The organism is Viridibacillus sp. KH_047 (assembly GCF_057838945.1).
This window is the reverse complement of the sequence record NZ_CM174479.1, coordinates 1,719,873-1,739,357: the sequence shown is the minus strand read 5'-3', so window position 1 is coordinate 1,739,357 and position 19,485 is coordinate 1,719,873. Positions and strand designations below refer to the sequence as shown.

At 34.7% G+C, this 19,485-nt stretch carries 18 protein-coding genes; 6 read left to right on the top strand and 12 right to left on the bottom strand.

Annotated features, from left to right (window positions below):
• Window positions 1–176: 176 nt before the first annotated feature.
• The gene (locus AC3IS5_RS08760; protein ID WP_489427447.1) at window positions 177–2,117 is read right to left on the bottom strand and encodes a GTP-binding protein; all 1,941 of its coding nucleotides are present in this window, start codon (window positions 2,115–2,117) and stop codon (window positions 177–179) included.
• A gap of 217 nt (window positions 2,118–2,334) precedes the next feature.
• Window positions 2,335–2,853, bottom strand: coding sequence for a hypothetical protein (locus AC3IS5_RS08755; protein WP_489427446.1), 519 nt, complete (start codon window positions 2,851–2,853; stop codon window positions 2,335–2,337).
• Between the two features lie 197 nt (window positions 2,854–3,050).
• Here AC3IS5_RS08755 and AC3IS5_RS08750 point away from each other — a divergent pair, with 197 nt between their 5' ends.
• Window positions 3,051–3,791: a GTP pyrophosphokinase gene (locus AC3IS5_RS08750; protein WP_489427445.1), complete on the top strand. Its 741-nt coding sequence runs from the start codon at window positions 3,051–3,053 to the stop codon at window positions 3,789–3,791.
• 80 nt (window positions 3,792–3,871) lie between these two features.
• Here the strand turns inward: AC3IS5_RS08750 and AC3IS5_RS08745 are convergent, their stop codons facing one another.
• Window positions 3,872–4,150 (bottom strand): YesK family protein, encoded by a 279-nt coding sequence (locus AC3IS5_RS08745; protein WP_489427444.1) that lies wholly within the window; start codon window positions 4,148–4,150, stop codon window positions 3,872–3,874.
• Between the two features lie 553 nt (window positions 4,151–4,703).
• A complete protein-coding gene (locus tag AC3IS5_RS08740; RefSeq protein ID WP_489427443.1) occupies window positions 4,704–5,543 on the bottom strand; it encodes a YitT family protein in 840 nt (279 codons plus the stop codon).
• 809 nt (window positions 5,544–6,352) lie between these two features.
• Here AC3IS5_RS08740 and AC3IS5_RS08735 point away from each other — a divergent pair.
• Both AC3IS5_RS08735 and AC3IS5_RS08730 read left to right on the top strand, forming a co-directional pair.
• Window positions 6,353–7,588, top strand: a complete 1,236-nt coding sequence (locus AC3IS5_RS08735; protein ID WP_489425426.1) for an IS110 family RNA-guided transposase — start codon at window positions 6,353–6,355, stop codon at window positions 7,586–7,588.
• A 328-nt stretch (window positions 7,589–7,916) separates the two neighbouring features.
• Window positions 7,917–8,519, top strand: coding sequence for a DUF6944 family repetitive protein (locus AC3IS5_RS08730; protein WP_489427442.1), 603 nt, complete (start codon window positions 7,917–7,919; stop codon window positions 8,517–8,519).
• Between the two features lie 137 nt (window positions 8,520–8,656).
• Here the strand turns inward: AC3IS5_RS08730 and AC3IS5_RS08725 are convergent, their stop codons facing one another.
• Window positions 8,657–9,061, bottom strand: a complete 405-nt coding sequence (locus AC3IS5_RS08725; protein ID WP_489427441.1) for a hypothetical protein — start codon at window positions 9,059–9,061, stop codon at window positions 8,657–8,659.
• Window positions 9,062–9,224: 163 nt separating this feature from the next.
• On the bottom strand, window positions 9,225–9,347 hold the full coding sequence (locus AC3IS5_RS08720) for a hypothetical protein (RefSeq protein ID WP_489427440.1): 123 nt from the start codon (window positions 9,345–9,347) through the stop codon (window positions 9,225–9,227).
• 364 nt (window positions 9,348–9,711) lie between these two features.
• On the opposite strand from AC3IS5_RS08720, the gene AC3IS5_RS08715 reads away from it, so the two are divergent.
• Complete coding sequence (locus AC3IS5_RS08715; protein WP_489427439.1) at window positions 9,712–11,355, top strand: amidohydrolase; 1,644 nt, start codon at window positions 9,712–9,714, stop codon at window positions 11,353–11,355.
• Between the two features lie 110 nt (window positions 11,356–11,465).
• Here the strand turns inward: AC3IS5_RS08715 and AC3IS5_RS08710 are convergent, their stop codons facing one another.
• Window positions 11,466–12,323, bottom strand: coding sequence for a M15 family metallopeptidase (locus AC3IS5_RS08710; RefSeq protein ID WP_489427438.1), 858 nt, complete (start codon window positions 12,321–12,323; stop codon window positions 11,466–11,468).
• A 62-nt stretch (window positions 12,324–12,385) separates the two neighbouring features.
• A complete protein-coding gene (locus AC3IS5_RS08705) occupies window positions 12,386–12,808 on the bottom strand; it encodes a hypothetical protein (protein ID WP_489427437.1) in 423 nt (140 codons plus the stop codon).
• 303 nt (window positions 12,809–13,111) lie between these two features.
• Between AC3IS5_RS08705 and AC3IS5_RS08700 the strand changes: the two genes are divergently transcribed.
• Window positions 13,112–13,489 (top strand): hypothetical protein, encoded by a 378-nt coding sequence (locus AC3IS5_RS08700; RefSeq protein ID WP_489427436.1) that lies wholly within the window; start codon window positions 13,112–13,114, stop codon window positions 13,487–13,489.
• A gap of 60 nt (window positions 13,490–13,549) precedes the next feature.
• Here the strand turns inward: AC3IS5_RS08700 and AC3IS5_RS08695 are convergent, their stop codons facing one another.
• From AC3IS5_RS08695 to AC3IS5_RS08680, 4 genes are all read right to left on the bottom strand, one after another.
• Window positions 13,550–14,332 (bottom strand): hypothetical protein, encoded by a 783-nt coding sequence (locus AC3IS5_RS08695; RefSeq protein ID WP_489427435.1) that lies wholly within the window; start codon window positions 14,330–14,332, stop codon window positions 13,550–13,552.
• Between the two features lie 266 nt (window positions 14,333–14,598).
• A complete protein-coding gene (locus AC3IS5_RS08690; protein WP_489427434.1) occupies window positions 14,599–15,264 on the bottom strand; it encodes a carboxymuconolactone decarboxylase family protein in 666 nt (221 codons plus the stop codon).
• Window positions 15,265–15,304: 40 nt separating this feature from the next.
• Complete coding sequence (locus AC3IS5_RS08685) at window positions 15,305–16,495, bottom strand: MalY/PatB family protein (RefSeq protein ID WP_489427433.1); 1,191 nt, start codon at window positions 16,493–16,495, stop codon at window positions 15,305–15,307.
• Window positions 16,496–16,576: 81 nt separating this feature from the next.
• Window positions 16,577–18,013: an APC family permease gene (locus AC3IS5_RS08680; protein WP_489427432.1), complete on the bottom strand. Its 1,437-nt coding sequence runs from the start codon at window positions 18,011–18,013 to the stop codon at window positions 16,577–16,579.
• 343 nt (window positions 18,014–18,356) lie between these two features.
• On the opposite strand from AC3IS5_RS08680, the gene AC3IS5_RS08675 reads away from it, so the two are divergent.
• Window positions 18,357–18,815 (top strand): MarR family winged helix-turn-helix transcriptional regulator, encoded by a 459-nt coding sequence (locus tag AC3IS5_RS08675; protein WP_489427431.1) that lies wholly within the window; start codon window positions 18,357–18,359, stop codon window positions 18,813–18,815.
• The last annotated feature ends 670 nt before the right edge of the window (window positions 18,816–19,485 follow it).

Here is a 19,485-nt window from a genome sequence, read left to right as displayed (position 1 = left end):
ACAAATCGCCCTTGCTTGTAAATTCACTACACTGATATTCGAGTGATTCCACTTCCAATTTTTAACTCAAAAATATTTTAACATATTTTACCTGATAATAAAAAAAGCAGTGAGATTCCTATTAGAAACCCACTGCTTTTATATTTATTCAAATGTGAAAAAAATCTCTTAGCACTTTACAAACAATGCATCGCTACCTTTGCTTCTTCCCAAGGGACAGAATACCCCTTCCCTTTGGCACAGAAAATTGAAGTAGACGTATATTCTGGATCTGCATTCTTATCATAACCAATTTCTTCAATCACTTGTTCCGTATTATGGCATTGATCATAGCCAGCAAAGTTAAGTGTAAGTGCACCTTTACCGTTTGTGAAAGCAGCAAAGCTTGTGCTGTAGTTCATAAAAGTGGCAACTGGAACGCGTCCTTTTATGACAACATTATCACCTATGTTTTCAGGAGGATTAAAGCGACCGTGAGCCTGTTGAACATCAGACATAACACGTCCAATATGATCCATGTTTACTTTAATTTTAAAGTCATAATACGGTTCAAGTAGAATATTATCCGCTTGCTCCAGACCTTGTCGTAATGCCCTATGCGTGGCTTCTCTGAAATCACCACCAGATGTATGCTCGTTACTTCCACGCCCTGTTAGTAGCGTTATTAACACGTCTGTAACAGCAGAACCCGTTAGTAAGCCGTGATGGTTACGTTCAAGTACATGTTGATGTATTAAATTTTGATTACCGACAGATAAATGATCTGCATGACATTTATTCTCGAATGTAACACCTGAACCTCTTTCAGCTGGTTCGATTTGTAGATGCACCTCTGCATAATGTCGCAGTGGCTCGAAATGTCCATACCCGGTTACTGTTGCCCCAATCGTTTCTTTATACAAAATCTTCGGTTCACCAAATGAAACTTGATATGAAAAACGCTCTCTTACTATCTGTTCTAGCACTTCAAGCTGAATAACACCCATTACATGAACATGAATTTCTTGAAAATGCTCGTCCCAAAAGACATGGAGAGATGGATCTTCTGCATCCAAAATCTTAAAGCAACGAAACATTTCCTTTACATGAATATTAGTGTCGAAAATGACTTTCGATTTTAATGTAGGAATGAGTTCAAAAACTGCCTTTTCTCTCAGCACGCCAAGACCTTCTCCTATTTCTACACCACTTAAACCTGTGACCGCGAAAAGTTCACCAGCTCGAACTTCATTGACTGTTGTGAATTTATTGCCATTGTACAAACGTATTTGTGTGATCTTTTCTGAAGTTTCACCGTATTTCACTTCATCCCTTACTTGCAAAGAACCGCTTAAACATTTCATAAACGTCACTCGTTGATCATTATCATCATGACGTATTTTATAAACCCGTGCAGCAAAATCACTGTCTTTACTATAAGAAGTCACCGTTAATTGATCTAGTTTTAAGAAGAATTCCAACACACCGATATCCTTTAATGCCGAACCACTTGCTGAAGGGAAGATTTCGCCAGATGCAATCAGTTTTTTGAACGCTTCAAGCCATTTCACTTCGTCATAACCTGATTCCATATACTGTTCCAGAAGCTCTTCATCCCGCTCTGCTATAAATTCAATGAGCTCCTCTTTCATTTGTCCATCTTGGAAAGCTGTTGTAATATCACAAACATTTTCTGTTAGATTCGATCGGATTTCATTCAATACTGCTTCCGTATTGACACCCTCTCTATCTGTTTTATTTAAAAAGAAAAAAGTAGGTATATTGTGTTTACGTAATAATTGCCACACCGTTTCCGTATGGCCTTCTACACCATCAATTGCACTGATAATTAAAATGGCGTAATCCATCACTTGAATAGCGCGCTCCATTTCAGGTGAAAAATCGACATGCCCAGGTGTATCAATAATTGTATAAGTATGATCGTTGTATGTAATAATGCCTTGCTCAGCAAAAACAGTAATACCACGCTCTCGTTCAATGGCGTGATTATCTAAAAAGGCATCTTTGTGATCAACCCGCCCCCTCTGGCGGATACTATTCGTATGAAAAAGTAGCTGCTCGGAAAATGTCGTTTTGCCAGCATCAACATGGGCAAGTATCCCAATTGTTTTATACATATAAGTTCCTCATTTCGTGTAGTACAGATGACTATATTATAGCATCGAACGGGGTAGCTTGAACCAGATAAGATAAGCTGAAAGATATCGTTGCTTAAAAAATCGGAACTCCGTTTGAAGAGCCCAACATGCAATATCTCATTTTTATTGTGTCCATGTTGATTAATATGAACAACAAAAAGTACTAGAAGTTTTTCTGTACCTTTCACATTGCATGCTATTTAACATTAAATGCAACTACATATGAAACCCTACCTTCTTTCCAAGTAGCTAAGATTTCATATATCATTTTCCCTTTTTCTTTTACATCGTCAAAACCTTTGTAAGTGGCAATCACGTTATTTTCGTTGTCCCAAACTCGTATTTCGTATTCAATTGGTTCTTTTTCAAAATTTAGTTTTATAGGCTGATTTAGATCTACACCAATAGCATTTTCAACATTAAGTATTTCTGATGGTAGCAAAGAGTCCGCTTCTGTACCTATTGTTTGTCCTGTTTTAGGGTCTAAATAAATCCAACTACAACCCCCGCGGTATGTATTAATAATTTCTTCACCTACAGTAATTGTTAAAACAGGTGGTTTTCTCTCGTTAGAAGTAACTAAATTAGCTCCTTGAGATTTTTCATCACCACTTGAATTCTCATAATGTTCGTTATTATTGGCTTTTGAATTACTACATGCTACTAACGTACTTAGTAAAAATAATGTTATACCTATCAGTGAAATCTTTTTCAAAATTACACCCCCTTATATAAACAAACGCTTTTATCGTACATTGGTTTCTATGTAAATCATTACACATATTCCCCACTCAACATTACAATATTTACCTTTAAACGGTTTTTCTTAGAGATTCAATTGTTGCTAGTGTATGATATATACGGAAATAGATTGAACCATTTTATTTAATTCTGAAAGGTGTAGATTTTTCAATGACATATTTAATAGAACAACAAAATATGAAAGAACTTCGAGTAGAGCTAACTCGTTTTATGCTGGCCTATAAATTTGCATTAGATGAAATCGGGACTAAGGTTCGTATTTTAAGAGAAGAATTCAGGTTAATACATGAATATAATCCAATTGAACATGTCAATACACGTATAAAAACACCAGAAAGTATTATGAAAAAAATGCGTAAAAAGAATATCCCTGCAACATTGGATGATATCCGTGAAAACATGAGGGATATTGCGGGTATTCGAATAACATGCTCTTTTGTTTCTGATATTTACATCATTAATGAAATGATTCAGGCTCAATCAGACATCGAAGTCATCGAAGTAAAGGATTATATTCAACATCCAAAGCCTAATGGCTATCAAAGTCTTCATGTCATTTTGAAAATCCCTGTCTTTATGTCAGATCGTGAAGAGCATGTGTACGTAGAAATGCAAATCCGTACGATTGCAATGGATTTCTGGGCAAGTTTGGAACACAAAATCTATTATAAGTACAATAAACAAGTTCCAGAACGACTAACAAATGAGTTAAGAGAAGCCGCTTTTACTGCAGCTCAACTAGATCGTAAAATGGAACGAATAAACAAAGAGATCAACATCCTAAAAGAAATCGAGCATGATGTTCCAGATAATCTATCCATAGAAGACACAGAGTCAACGAAAACGATGATTCAGATGATGAAAAAGATTGCTATGGATAAGCTGAAATAATAAATTAAACAAAAAAGGTGCTGCCCATAAAAGTCGGTTTTCACTGACTTTGGGACAGCCCCATAAAAGATAAATCATTATTAGATCACTTGGTGTTTTTTTATGTTACTGAAAAAGGTCATGCAAATAGTGAAGATAGAAATCATAACAATTGGACTTCCTAACAATAAATAAGCAAATCCTTCAAATCCTCTTACTACTGTATATCCATATGCAATGAGTACTACTCCTAAAGCCAATGATGAAAACGTGTAAATGTTAATTGTTGTTTTAGAGTACCCTTTTTTCTTCAACATCGATGCTATAACCGTCAGAACTACACCAATGATAATGCCAAGTAATAAAGGTAAAAACATCATATACATTTCCCCCTTCTTGTTAAAAAATACCACTAATTAGAATGTATTTCAATATTTATCTGTTAACTTTTATTTTATGAACGGAGAACATTTGATGTTCACGACTAGGAGATGCATATGCTTCTACTAAGTCATGGATGGTAATCATTTTAAGTAGTTTTTCACTATCTACTTTTACACGAAGTTATGGTGTAGCTTTGGAAAAAAGGTTGATTAATATTACCCAACAAGCCAGCATTTTACGATAAATAAAAAGAATCCAATTTGAAAAAAAGATTTACCAAAATGGATTCTTATATTGTAGTATTAAGGTTGATCTTTATAAAAAAAATGATCATTTTCTGTCTTTGTTGTTAAACAATCGCGCCCTTTAATGGATTAAACAAATATTAACCATAACTCTTTAGTTAAACCTTTAGGTAATCTCCATCCAATAGCCAACTTTATTACAAGAGAATTGTCAAAATAAGAAGCCATTAAGAAGGGGCTTCCTCTGCCTATATCTATCTAATACCAACTCTACAAATTATATCTCTTTTAAAACAACCTCTTACTAAGCTTTAGAAATATCAATAAATCCTTCTCCGAACACATCACGAACATCGTGTATAGCGATGAAAGCACTCGGATCAGTAGATTGAACAATCCGTTTCAACTTTACTACTTCTTGCTTACTAATAACAATATAAAGAATTTCCTTTGGGGTTTTTGTGTAATAACCATGACCTGAGTATACGGTTACCCCTCTGTCCATTGATGTAGTCACCTGTTTGGCAATTTCATTCGGTTTATCAGAAATAATCGTAATGGCCTTCTTCGAATTCAAGCCTTCGATAACAAATTCCATTACTTTCGTTCCAACATATAGCATAATAATTGTCAACATTAGCTTTTCCGCACCAATGATAAAATAAGATGAAAAAGCAACTATTAAATCAAAAAACAATAGACCATAGCTAATGCTCCAGCCTAAATACTTTTGTGTTATTCTTGCTAAGATGGTAGTACCTGCTGTTGTTCCGCCAACCCGAATGATTAGGCCAATCCCGCACCCTACAAATATTCCTCCAAAGATGGCATTTACCATCAATTCATTAGAATCAATATTCCAACTTTCTGTCAGATGAAGAAAAAGCGAGTTAGAAACTACAGCAATAATCGTATAAATCGTTGTTACTTTATTCAAAAATTTATAACCGATTATTAACAAAAATGCATTCAGAATTAAGTTGACTAAACCTGGTGACCACTCAAATAAATAATAGGTAATAATCGTGATACCAGTTACTCCTCCTTCACCAAGCTCATTCGGAATAACAAATAAATTAACACCTAAAGCAAAAATAAATGCACCAATAATGATAAAAATAATGTCTGTGGTTCTTTTTTTCATATACTACCTCACTGCTTATTAAAAGATTTACTAGGAACAAACTCTCACTATTATAACGTGGAACATTTAAATCGAACAGTAGTCTTTTATTTATATTAATACAGGATTTTAATCAAACTTTATTCTAAATCTACACAATAGAAGACTGAGTATCTTTTATATGCAATTCAGCACCTTCATTACTGAAGTCATGATGCCTACAATACAACTTATTAATGTTGCGTGGTGCTTCTTTGTATCGGAAGCGGTATTGCCAGCAACTATGTAAGGTTCAATACCTTCCCTGCCCTCGTCCAACTTACAAATATCCCCTTCCGTGTAGTCCCAAACTAGCTGATGTCATTTTCACTTTATATCCCATCGACTATACTCCATTTTTAATTTAGTTTGCCCAATTATGAAAGTTTTAATCGCTTTCGGCATACTCCTCCCCTACCGGTTTTCATACACTTTTATATCCAGAACAAAATGAATGTGTCCCAGAGTAAAGATAGGAAGAGAGGTAAGGAAAGGTGGAGAGTGATAAAATAGCCCTCAACAATCCTCCACTAAAGCACCCGTTCGTATTATAAGGTCAGCCAGAGAAATCTGGTTGACTATTTTTTATTCAATTTATAGATTGATAGTAGCCGGGGTAGAACGGAAGCACCCGTGGGATTTAATCCCGACAACTAAACAGTTCGCCCTCTACTTGTTAACACATGATTAGGCTGGTTGGGACAAATAGATCCCGTATAACAAGCGAAGATATGAATAACAAGCTAGATAGAGGTTACCGGTCAATACACTACATGAGGAGGAGATAAACTATGAATCCAGTAGTTGGTCTGGATGTCGCCAAAGGTGAAAGTCAGGTTCAAATGTTCTTGGATAAAAAAATGCCCTATAAAAACAGTGTGAAGATTGAACATACGGTGGAAGGACTTGAAGAGTTACACTCTTATTTACTAGATTTAGAGCGTCAAACAGGATTAAAACCACCTGTTGTTTTGGAATCAACTGGCCATTATCATGCCTCAGTTGTACAGTTTTTAGAAACTAGAGAATACATTGTCATTATCGTCAATCCGCTCGTTTCATATCGAGCGAAAAGCTCTAGTTTACGAAAAACTAAAACAGATGCCATTGATGCCTATCACTTAGGTGAACTGTATTACAAAGAGGATTTAGAGCCTCAGAAAAAGCGTGGTATTCAGCTTTTAAACCTTAGGCATCTGACAAGGCAACACGAAAATATGACGGGAATTATGGTTCAAACAAAGCTACAATTCCAAGCTATATTAGATCAAGTTTTCCCTGAGTATAAAGGAGTTTTTGGTGATTTATACGCTGAGATTTCATTAAGGACTTTACAGTCCTTCCCTACATCTGAATCAGTACTAAATACAAGTGTAGAAGAGATTGCACAATTTATTGATAAGCATTGTAAAGCACGTTCGTATAAGTGGGCGTACGAAAGAGCTGAGCGATTAATCGCAGCTGCAGAACGTAACCCATTTCAGTCAACGCTTTATCAAAGCCTTCTTGTCAGTCTGAATATGTATATTGATTTACTTCAAGCGTACCGCCAACAACTTTCTACGTTAGAGCGTGAGATTGATCAATTGGCGGCACAACTCGAAGAATATGAATTAATCCAGTCACTTCCCGGTATAGGTGAAAAAATCGCAGCCACGATACTTTCAGAAATTGGGGAAATTGAGCGGTTTAATCATCCGAAAAAGTTAGTAGCCTTTGCGGGACTAGACCCAAGTGTGTTCGAATCAGGTCGCTTTAAAGGCACGAAAAATCACATTACCAAACGCGGCTCGGCTAGACTTCGCCACATGCTTTACACAGCCGTTCGTTGTTCAATTCGAGATAGCCGTAAAAAGAAAACAACAGATGAAACCATTGCACGAAATAAACGATTACGAGCCTTCTACGATTTAAAACGCGAAGAAGGTAAGCCGTATAAAGTAGCTATTATTGCTTGTGCTAATAAGCTTTTACACTGGATTTATGCGATTTTAAAAACGAAAACACCGTTCCAAGTAACTATTTAGCTACAGTATTTTCAAATAGAACAAAAACCTTCCACATTAATGAGGAGGGTTATTTGTGTTGTGCATTTTTAGTATAACATGAAGTGTTTTTCGATTAAAAATATTTTACTTGACTTTCTATTAGCTGGTTTAGTTGAGTTATGAATTTAATTCAAAGTACTCCGTTACCAATAATCCAACCCTATACTTTTGCCAAAGTATTCTAATGAGTGATTTTTATATTTGTCCTTGAATGCTTCATATATCTTTTACGCCTTGTAGCGACTATTGTCCCAAGTGAATATTGTAAAGTAAGAGTGTATTAATAAAGGTAGGTAGGGTAGATATTATGAATAATCAAAATAAAAAAATCCACGGTTCATTGATAGCAGCAATTGGAACAATTAGCTCTGCTATTGGAAGTACACCAACACAATTAATAAAAAGTGATTTGCAGAGCGATTTAAATTTATGGGGGAATGTCCTCCAAGCAACTGGTAATGCTCTAGGAGCTGATGGATCAGGAGAATTTTCTCTTGGAAAGCTTGGAAGTGAAATACAATCAGTTGGAAATGTTACGGTTATATCTGGGTTAATTAGTAAATTTGAAAAAGAAACCGAACAGAAGTTGATAATTAACGGAAATCTATTACAAGCTTTAGGGGGACTTGTTTCAATTGCAGATGCATTAGAGGATCCTACTGATTCGGCTCAACTATATAGCATTATAGGTAATTTATTACAAACTATAGGGAATTCATTGCAGGCACTAGGAGGAATTAACGAACTTGAAAATAATTATGTTATGCATAAAGGCAATAGAATAAAAGAAAATCCCGAATCATTAGAAGTTAGTGGTAGTTGGATACAAGCTGTTGGTTCTTTAATTTCATTTATTGGACAAATAAAAGCGGAAGATAATGACATCGACTCATCGGAATATTCAAATTAATATATTAAAATAATAGGAGTTTGTATGCCATATTCATCACATTCTAACTTTCTAATTATACAGTACAATGATTAAGTTTTTTATCACAAAGTCATTTTCCCAAGTTCTCTTTCATATACCATAATGAAAGAGAGTCTCTACTCTTGATTAAAATGTAATAACTTATCTAAAGGTATATCTGATTCTATGAAGCCGTATTTCTTAATCATCATTCGTTCTATCGCTTTTTCAGGGTTCTCTTGATAAATCTTAATAATTACTTCACAATTTGACAATGCTAAGTGTTCTGTAAGCATCCGAGCAAATTCCCCGAGTATTTCTCTATGTTCATCTTTAACAGGTTTATCAGAGAAATATGTAGCAGAGACATAGTTTGCACGCTGGTCATATTCTTCATAAATTAAATCTGGAATTTCAAAATCATCTAATGAGGCAAGTCGAAATTCATCTAAAATGGCTAAAACATAATGTTGTCCCCCAATTTGAACATCCCACACTTCAAAGTCCCTTAATCTAATTTTACGTTCAAAATAATCAATCAAACTTAAGTCTCCTCTCAGTTTATTGAACTGTTGATAATCATTCAAAATTATATTTTCTTATTAAACTATTCTGCCCCGTTAGTTCAATAAAGTAAAAAGAGCTGCATATGCAACTCAATGATATCTTCAAGTAAAGTACCCTGTTAGTTGAATATCATCTGCTTTAGTATTTAATTGTACCCCATTCTTTTTCTTGTTCTGGAGAATAAATTTCATATGTTCCGTCTATCATTTCCTTTATTGTCCACCCTTCACAATCGAACTCTATGTATAATAAATTCTTCAACAAAGCTTCCTCCTAATATTTATACCTCCCTAATAATATCATATAATTTTTACCTATTTTTCTCGATTTTATAAAACTTCCCTACTTAAATAACGCTAGAACTTATTAGTCTTAGCTATTTCATCTTTCGTAAATGCGGGTATATTTACTTCGAAATTGTAAAGGATATTACTAAAAACGAAAAATTCATTGGATTAATACTACTCTAATTAACTCCTCCAAATATAAGGGGATATTTTCAAAATCAAACATATCAGCGAGAAGATGCAGTTTTTATGAATTATTATCCCTACTGTTATTAAACTAGTCCATATACTTTTACTTTTACAAAAGCTTATTGAAATACATTTAGGAGGATGATCATTTGGTATTGGTTGATTTGCTCATAAAGAACGCAACAATCTTAACTTTAGATGAAAAAGGAAAGCGCGCAGATTTTCTGTCTTTGAGCATCTTCAAATTCTTCTTTGTTCCAAACTCCTGTAATTTTAATTATAAAGAGTATGATTTAAAAGGAAAAACATTAATTCCGGGATTTATTGATACACATAATCACATATTAGCCTACGCTATAAATAAAGTACAAGTGGATTGTTCACCTAATAAAAACAAAAACATTACAGATATATTGTCTAATTTAAAGGAATATCATGATGAAAATCCTAATGAGGGCTGGATTTTGGGTTTTGGCTATGACGATACAATGTTAGAGGAAAATCGCCATCCTATAAGGGACGATTTAGATAAAGTAAGTAAGGAACGGCCTATTTTAATCAAACATATATCTAATCATTTAGCTGTAGCTAATTCTGCTGCGCTCAAAATTGCAAAGTTAAATGCTACTACTAAAGATCCTGAAGGTGGTCATTTTGGACGAGACGATCAAAATAACTTAAACGGTGTACTATACGAACCCGCTGCAATAAATTTAGTATCTAAACATACACCTGTACCAAATATAAATGATTTAAGTGAATTGTTACGGAAAGCAGCTGAAGATTATGTAGCTCAAGGGATTACAACGAATACTGATGCTACTATCACCTTCTCAAGAGAATTTCCTGATTATGATGCTCATATTGAAGCAATAAAAGAAAAAGCAAATCCAATGCGAATGCGTTTTATGATTATGGCGGGGGTACTTTTAGATGGTGGTATTTTCGGAAATTTCAATGCGACTGAGCTCAACGATAAGATATTAAATGATTCTCATGGAATGGCAAAACTTGATAGTGCGAAGCTATTCCAAGACGGTTCGATTCAAGGTCTAACAAGTGCACTACGTAAACCATATTATTGTGATAAGGACTTAGTCGGAGATTTAATCTTTAATCAAAAAAATTTAAATGATATCGTATTAAATCTTCATAACCGAGGATATAGAATTGCAATACACGGTAATGGTGATCGTGCAATAGGCTCCATAATTGAAGCGTACAAAAATGCAATTGACACCTCACCTCGTCCAAATCATCGTCACCGCATTGAACATGTTCAAACAGCAACTAAAGAAGATTTAATTACAATGAGTGAATATGACTTAGCTGCTTCTTTCTTCATTAATCATGTTTATTATTGGGGAGACCGACATAAAAATATTTTCTTAGGGCCTGAGAGAGCAAATCGCATTAATCCCCTAAAAGAAGCAGATGATTTAGGGATTTTATATACTTTACATTCCGATTGCCCTATCACACCTATATCACCACTATTTTCTGTTTGGGCCGCTGTAAATCGACTTACAGGTGATGGTATCGTACTTGGTCCAGATCAAAGAATTGATGTAGAAACCGCATTAAAATCAATGACAAGCTTTGGAGCTAAACTCAATTTTGAAGAAGATAAATCAGGAACTATTGAAGTCGATAAATATGCAGATTTTGTTGTTTTAGATCAAGACCCAACATCAGTCGAACCAATTCATATTAAAGATATTCAAATTTTAAGTACAATTATTAATGGAGAAGTTGTATATGAAAACAAAGAAGTTGAGTTTGTGCTTAAATAGTTAGTTTAAAAAAACAAGCACTATGCAATCGAAATTGCGTAGTGCTTTTTAATGCTCTTTTATCTTTATAGTGTCTTTCAATTCTACTGGAACTTTTTATATTAATGGAATCATTTCGTAGGTACATCTAAAGTTGGATGCGTATTACTTAAATCGTTGTAATGCCACCATTCTGAATTGATTGTTTTAAAGCCCGATTGAGTCATAATCTTTGTTAAATAGTCCATGTTTTTTTGCGCTGTTCTAGAGTTCCCTTTATAGTAACGCCCTGCTTTAGTAGAAAAAGAGTCGAATTTGGTTGGCATTTTTAGTTCTTTACCTTTTGAATCTACTAATGTCACGTCCACACTGACTCCTTTACTATGGTTGGAATCTAACGCAGGATTTGCAACATAATTATGGTTTTGAATTTTGTTGTACATTTCCCATTGCACAGATAACGGTCTATAAACGTCCCAAATCTTAATCTTATACCCTTTTTTATGCGCTAGTTGATTGGCTTCTTTTAGTTTTGCTGCTGTCGATTTTGCCACCAATGCTTTACTGTCTTTTGGGTATAGTGCATATCCCATGAAGTTTTTCTTCGTTGCATATTTTAAGTCAATGATAAAGCCATCTTTCTCGGATAATTCAACAAGACCGGCTTCCTTATAGTTTGCCGGTGCTGATGTTAAGTATTTACCAGAGACCCATCCTGTTTTACCGTTAGCATTTACTTTGTACCAACCTTTCGAGTACTTACTTGCTGTCACAAATATCCCTTTTTCAACTGTCATGATTTTTTTGTATTTTGTGCCGATCCCTTTTCTCATATTCACAGCTGTTGTTGCTTTTAAAGTTTTATTTAGTGACTTTTTAGCTGTTGAGGCTTGAGCAGATGCTGTTTGTGACACCCCAGCGATACCAAGTGTAAACAGTAAGCCAAGCACTGAGCTAGCTATAAAGATTTTTTTGAGATTCAATTTCAAGTTCAGCTCCTTATGTACCTTGCAGCTTTGCAAAATTCACTATAAATATTAATCTATAACCCTTATTTTAACAAGACATTGATTGATGAATCATTTGTTTGCGCTTGGATATACCAATTTATAGAAAGCATTTGCTCTAGAATATGTTGCTCTTCTTTTGAAAGATTTAAATCCATTATTCCTGAATCACAAAGTTGATAGTCCTCCCCTTCTATTTTATGAAAACGGAATTTCAATAAGCATTTCAGTCCATTGAATGTTAAAAACTTCACTGAATACCCTTGTGTTAATGCACTCTCAAGAGTATTTTTATCATCTTGATATAAAGCTACTAAATCATCTAAGTTAAGCGATGGATCATTTTTTATCCAGTTTTCCGTTTGTTGTTTTTCTAAACCCTCAAGAATTTGTTCATTTGAAATGGCGTTATCTCGTAATTTTTCGATTGTAAAAGCATTCATCATATTAATTGCTACTACTGACATTGTCATACACCCTCTACTAAAATATTTTAAACAGTGAAATCCTCATTAATAATTTTCAGAATATAAAAACAATACCATTTGGAGTGCATTTCTTCAATATGACACATGATAAAAATCTTTTGAAGATGCATTAATATGACTAAGCAAAATCGTCTTCCACCTTAGATAAATTGCTATACTTGCACCTTTACTTCTTCACTTTCGAGCTACAATCTTATAAAAATTTCCAATTATTGAATTATCAGTAATGATATCGAATTTAGCGAATATACATGTATTAATACTAAAAAGGAGATGGATCAATTGGGTGCTAAGTGGATTAAGATTGCTGTCTTATACTTCGCGTTAGGAATTGGATATGGTCTGTTTATGCATTACACTATTCAGTTGAAGTGGGCTGCAACACACGCTCATATTAACCTTGTCGGATGGGTTTCCGCTGCCATTATTGGACTTATTTATTCTGTTTATAAGGATGCAGGCGAGACGACTTTAGCTAAGGCTCAGTTTTGGTTATTTAATATCGGTTTACCGTTCTTATTATTGGGCATGATCTTTATTTATGTCGATGTTCCACGCGGTTTTATGGAATTTTGTGTATCTGGTGGTGGCTCAGCAGTCGCTTTATCTGTTGTCCTCTTTATTGTAAACGTCTACAAAAATGTAAAACCTAAAACTTAACGTCTCCTCAAAACAGATTCCTATCAATATTAGGAGTCTGTTTTTTTGTATTTGTTGAAATTACATGTGGCTAACCACCTCGTCATACCACACCGCATTTGCTAAATCTTGAGTTTGAATACTTCTAGTCAGACGCTTCACCGCTGTATAAATCGCTCCATGTAAATGCTCTATTCTTCCACGTTTAAATGCATGAATAATTGATAGTAAAGCATTTCGGTATAAATCTTCATGTGCTTCAAGTGAAATATTTCTGTCGACTGCTGCTTTTGCTTTGTAAATAGTACCCGTTATGCGGTAAAGTTCCTCCATTTGGAAAAACGGTGCAATGGCTTGTATAGCAGAAGGTAATTTTGTTATTAGTCCGTCTTTTAATGCCATTCTTTCATTTGCTCGATTAGCTATTTCACGTTTTTCTGTATCATATGTATTTTTAGTTTTGCTAGTTTTTATAGGGGTTTCTATGGGCGGACATTGCGGTAGGACATCTGCTTTTGGCGCTTGAATGACAATAGCATTTGACGATTGCCTACGATCTCCATTATGTCGCTTTAATGCGTATTGCTTAATAATGCCTAGTGATTCTAATGTATTACAAGCACGACGCACGGTCCGAATATTCACCTCCAACATATCAGCAATTTTCGATTTCGCTAAATAACAAACACCAATATATTTACACGCAAAACGCGCAAGTAAATCCAAAGTGGCTAGTTCTGATTTAGTAAGCTGATTACTGAAATTCTGACGATACTTCTTTACCGCTTCATTTAATTTGCTGATTGACTTAAATGATTGAAGGTTTGAATATGTTTCTTCAGTGTTTAGTAATGTAGATGTCATAGTTTGTTCCCCTCTCCCTTTATTAGTTATATAGAGGGTTTTAGGTGATAGGGGGACAGGTTGGTGGGGATTTATTTTTTTATAAATATGGAACCACATTCATGCATGTAAAACACCTCCAATAAATGCACTTAACAACTGTGACATTTACGAAGGTGTTCTAACTTTCCCTATTTTTTAGAAGATACTCGACCGATTCTTCTCATTTGGATTTTAATTTAACATCAACGTCTTTTAGTTTACTATCCACTTTTCTGAACTGCTCTCTAGTCTTTAGAATCATATGCACTCAAAGCATTAACACTATGTGCTAGTGCAGATCCTGCTTTCAAAGCTGTGGCAACCATAATTGCTTCTGCCATTTCTTCTTTGGATGCTTTAGCACCCTTAGCTCCTTTTACATGACCATCAATACAATACGGGCATCCTGTAGTATGAGCTACTGCGACGGCGATTAACTCCTTCTCCTTTACACTGAGTAATCCACGTTTCATCGCCAATTTATCAAAAGTGAAGAATGCTCCAAACGTTTCTTGATTCAATTCGAGAAACTCTGACATACGATTAATATAGGATTTTTTATATAATTCTTCCTCTTCTATTTGATCGAACGCATTCAAGGCATTTACTCCATGCGCAAGTGCTGAACCAGCTTTCAAGGCGGTTGCAACCATGATTACTTCAGCCATTTCCTCTTTTGTCATCCCTAGCGTTTTTGCTTTCTTTACATGTGAATCTATACAATACGCACATCCAGTTACATGCGCCACAGCAACCGCAATAAGTTCCTTCAGCTTTGCAGATAGTACCCCTTCTTTTAAAGCATTACTATTAAAAGCGGCAAATGTTTGAAATGCATCTGGAGCCAATCCACCCATCTCAACTAGTCGATTCTTATTCGATTTCTTATACAATGTCAGTGAATCTGTCATTTTCTTTCCTCCAATTTTTAATTGAATATGTCATTCATTTTTAAATTGATTTATTTGCTACTATTGCATTAACCGCTTCTTCTATTTGCTTAACAGCTCTTTCAACTATTGAGCGGGAGCAAGCAAGGTTTATCCTTACAAATCCTTCACCACCTGGACCAAAGACGTAACCTTGATTCAATGCAACTTTCGCTTTAGTTAAAAATAGCCTTTCCAACTCTTCTGGGCTAAGTCCTAATTTCCGACAATCAATCCATGCCAAGTAAGTTGCTTCCAATGGTAGAACTTTCAATACAGGCAGATTGGTATCAAAATACGATGTGATAAAATGCAAATTTTCTTCTACATAGTCCAGAACTTCATCCAACCATTGCCCACCATATTTATAAGCAGCCTCTGTGGCAAGTGCCCCAAATGAATTCGAATTACCAATCGCGTACTTCCCTGTTTCAGTTATAAATTTCTCCCTTAAAGTATCGTTAGGAATAATGATATTTGATGTTTGCAGACCTGCTAAATTGAATGTCTTACTAGGAGCCGTACAAATGATACTATTATTTGCAAACTCCTTTGAAATCGCAGCGAATGGCGTATGTTTAGCAGGCTTGAATAAAAGGTCAGCATGGATTTCATCTGACACAACAAGGATGTTATGTTCCGTACAAATTTTGCCTAGCTGCTCTAGTTCTGATTTTGTCCAAACTCGACCACCAGGATTATGCGGATTACAAATTAAAATCATTTTAACCGAGGAATCAATTTTTGAAATCAAATCTTCAAAATCCATCTCGTATCTCTCATCTTTAAAAATGAGAGGGTTATATACAACCTGTCGATGATGATTTTCAATTACTTTCATAAATGGATAGTAGATTGGTGGCTGTACAATGATTTTGTCATTTGGTTCACTAAAAGCTTGAACAGCTAGACTTAATGCAGACACGACACCTGGAGTATGACAAATCCATTCTTTTTTAACTGTCCAATTATGTCGATTTCTCATCCAATCAATTACTGCTGTATAATAACTATCTTTCTTAATCGTATACCCGAAAACACCGTGCTCAGCTTGAGACTGTATTACTTTCACTACTTCATCTGGCACTCTAAAATCCATATCCGCAACCCAAAGCGGCAGTAAATCTTTCTCACCGAATAATTCCTCCGTTGCATCCCATTTCGCACATGAACTGTTATAACGATCAACTACTTTGTCAAAATTATATTTCATATTTAATGCATCTCCCCGTTTTGGTATTCTAAACCAGTTGAAATGAAAGTGCTTACATTTTTCTTTAGATTAAGATCCTATTCAAACTTTTGAACTCTCTTCTACTATTTCAATACTCTTCTCAGAAGTAATTGCTAACTCTCCGACTACATTTTCAGCTTCTTCAGAACTATTATCTGATTCATTTCCAAAGTCTAAATTTCTGTTAATTCCATACTTAGGATTGTTGCCGATAATATTTACGTAAAATGCGGAAATAACCATGAAGGCAATTGCACCTATGATGATCTTAATTGATAAAGAAGTTATAAGTAGGTACGCTTGAAAAAATAATAAGGCTACCCCAATATATACAATTGTATTTAACACTTTAGGAGGTAGTTTGAATTTAGCCTGCTTATATTGTTCAGGATATTTTTTAGGTAATTTTGTTGCAGCAAATACTGGAATCATATTAGCTAATAGTAAAACTCCTGTACCTAATGCAGAAATTAACCCAAGAGATAAACCAGTAATGATCGGAATAACGCCAATAATGTAAAACAAGGTTAACAACCAATGTGGCGTTCCAAACTTTTCATTCACTTTCCCTAATGATTTAGGTAACCATCCATCTTCACATGCAATCATAATTCCTTTTGTAATCCAAGATAGAGTTGCATTCAACGTAGTAGCTAAAGCAAACATCGCCCCACCCACCATGAAGAAAATGAACAGCGGCGGCGGTAGAATTGTTCTTGCAACATCAGCCAAAGGTTTGTTAGCAACATCTGCAATTGGTAATACTCCTGCAGCAATGGTTGCCATAAAAGCATAGAGCAGACCTACTCCCAATGTTGCTACAATTATAGTCAAAGGTATATCTCTTCCTGGATTTTTCATTTCTCCACCTAGCTCGGCAACAACTTGTGCTCCGCCTGTAGCAAAAGAAAGTAATCCTACAGCCATAAAGAAGCCAACAAAACCACTAGGAAACATATCTACTGAATTGAAAACAGAATAATTAATTTCTGGCATTCCCCAAGCAACAAAAACAATTAGAGCAAGAAGTAGAACTACAACCATAACTTTTTCTACACGTGCAGCAAATTGCACCCCTACTAAATTCGCGATGTAAAATATTGTAATAAGCGCAAAAGCCACAAGTTTGAGTGGTGCCGATGGAACTAATCCTTGAACATATTCTGCAAATGATATGGCAAACATAGCTAATGTTAACTGACCAAGCGTAAATAACGTTAACCAAAAGAAACCTACTTTAGGAGACAAAAGTCGACTTGTGTATCTGTACTGTCCACCTGTAGTAGGGATAGCCGAACCCATAACTGCAATAGGTATAACCATGAATAATGTAAAAAATGATGAAATAATAAATGCTAAAGTTACACCACTTCCGGTCATACCTATTGCAATACCAGTTAGAGCCATTACCCCAGCTCCTATTATTTGCCCCAATCCAATGCTCATAACATCTGATAATCCTAAAACTTTCTTCAATTTAGATTCTTGACTGGCCATGTTCTTAAACCTCTCCTTTTCAGATCTAAATTTTTTTAGCGAAGAATTAGATTAGTTACGTAATAACTTAAATGTTAAACATCTACCATCAGCTAGATTAATAACTTTGAAATCGCATCTCCCCCTTCAGATCTCGTTCAATTTAAAGAGTTAACATGGTGTTAGAAAATTAGTATAGCACCTTAACTAATAGCGGTCAATGAATAATCTGAAAATTTAAATAATTATTTCGAATACTAATATGCTATACTAAAGACATAAGATTTATTGTTTTTTTAAAATAATTATTCAATGATTTTGTCATATATTTAGTCATACTTAAGATAGTACGAGGGGGATTACAATGAATAAAGAAAAATCTTTCCATGAAATGATGGAGACTATATATGAATTATCAAGACATATTAGTTCTTATGAAAGTATTCCAAGAAAATACGGAACCGATGATGATCTTTATATGGTTGAAGCACATACAATCAATCTGATTGGCGATAAAACTCAAACGAATATCTCGGAATTATCTAGATTAACTAACAAAACAAAAGGTGCACTTTCACAAATGGTGGACCGTTTAATAAAAAAAAACATGTTAACAAAAACTAAAAACCCACTTGATAATCGTGAAGTCATTATCCAATTAACGAACAAAGGTAAAGTTGTCTATGATTTTCACAAAGAATTGGATAGAGTAAACTATCGAGAGTTATTAAATGGACTAGAACAATTTAATGAAGAAGATTTTATTAAGTATGAAAAAATTTCAACCACCCTACTAGGACTAATGCAAAGAAATACGAAATAATTTATATTTCAATCATTCTTGTATTGCTGAATAGGACTCGAATTTTATTAATTGTTAGACAATTTTTTTAATGATGCTATCAATTGAACATACATGTTATTACCTACTGCACTAACCCTAAAATTTATTATCGACTTTCAGAGTGTTTACTTATCAGCTTAACTATTTTTCACGGTACTAAAAACTGGTTCTATGATCTTTTTGTTCTTCATTGAAATGCTTGTTTTCAATAAGTATTATCGATTCCCACTAACAAGCATACATGTAAATAAAGACACTTCGCCTTCATCTCCTGCAGCAACTCCCTTTCATCTTCATTATGTCTCAGGTATTATGTGCCTATGGTTACATCCCTCATAAATAAACAAATGAAGTATATTCCTTGTACAGAAATCAATTTCATATAAATCTAAATACCATTTACATAAATGGGAACAATTCAATGCTTCGATTCCTACTTTATTTAAGCGATTGTTGCGCTATCTCGGACGATTGTTGCGCTACCTCCATTGATTGTTGCGCTATCTTAGTTGTTTGTTGCACTAACTCCATCGCTTGTTGCGCTATCTCGGTCCTTTGTTATTTAGCAGAATATTCACGTCCTTTAGACGGTGTTTTTTATCGATTAAGCAACGTAATAGACTTTCCTTTTAAAATAAAATAGCCAGCT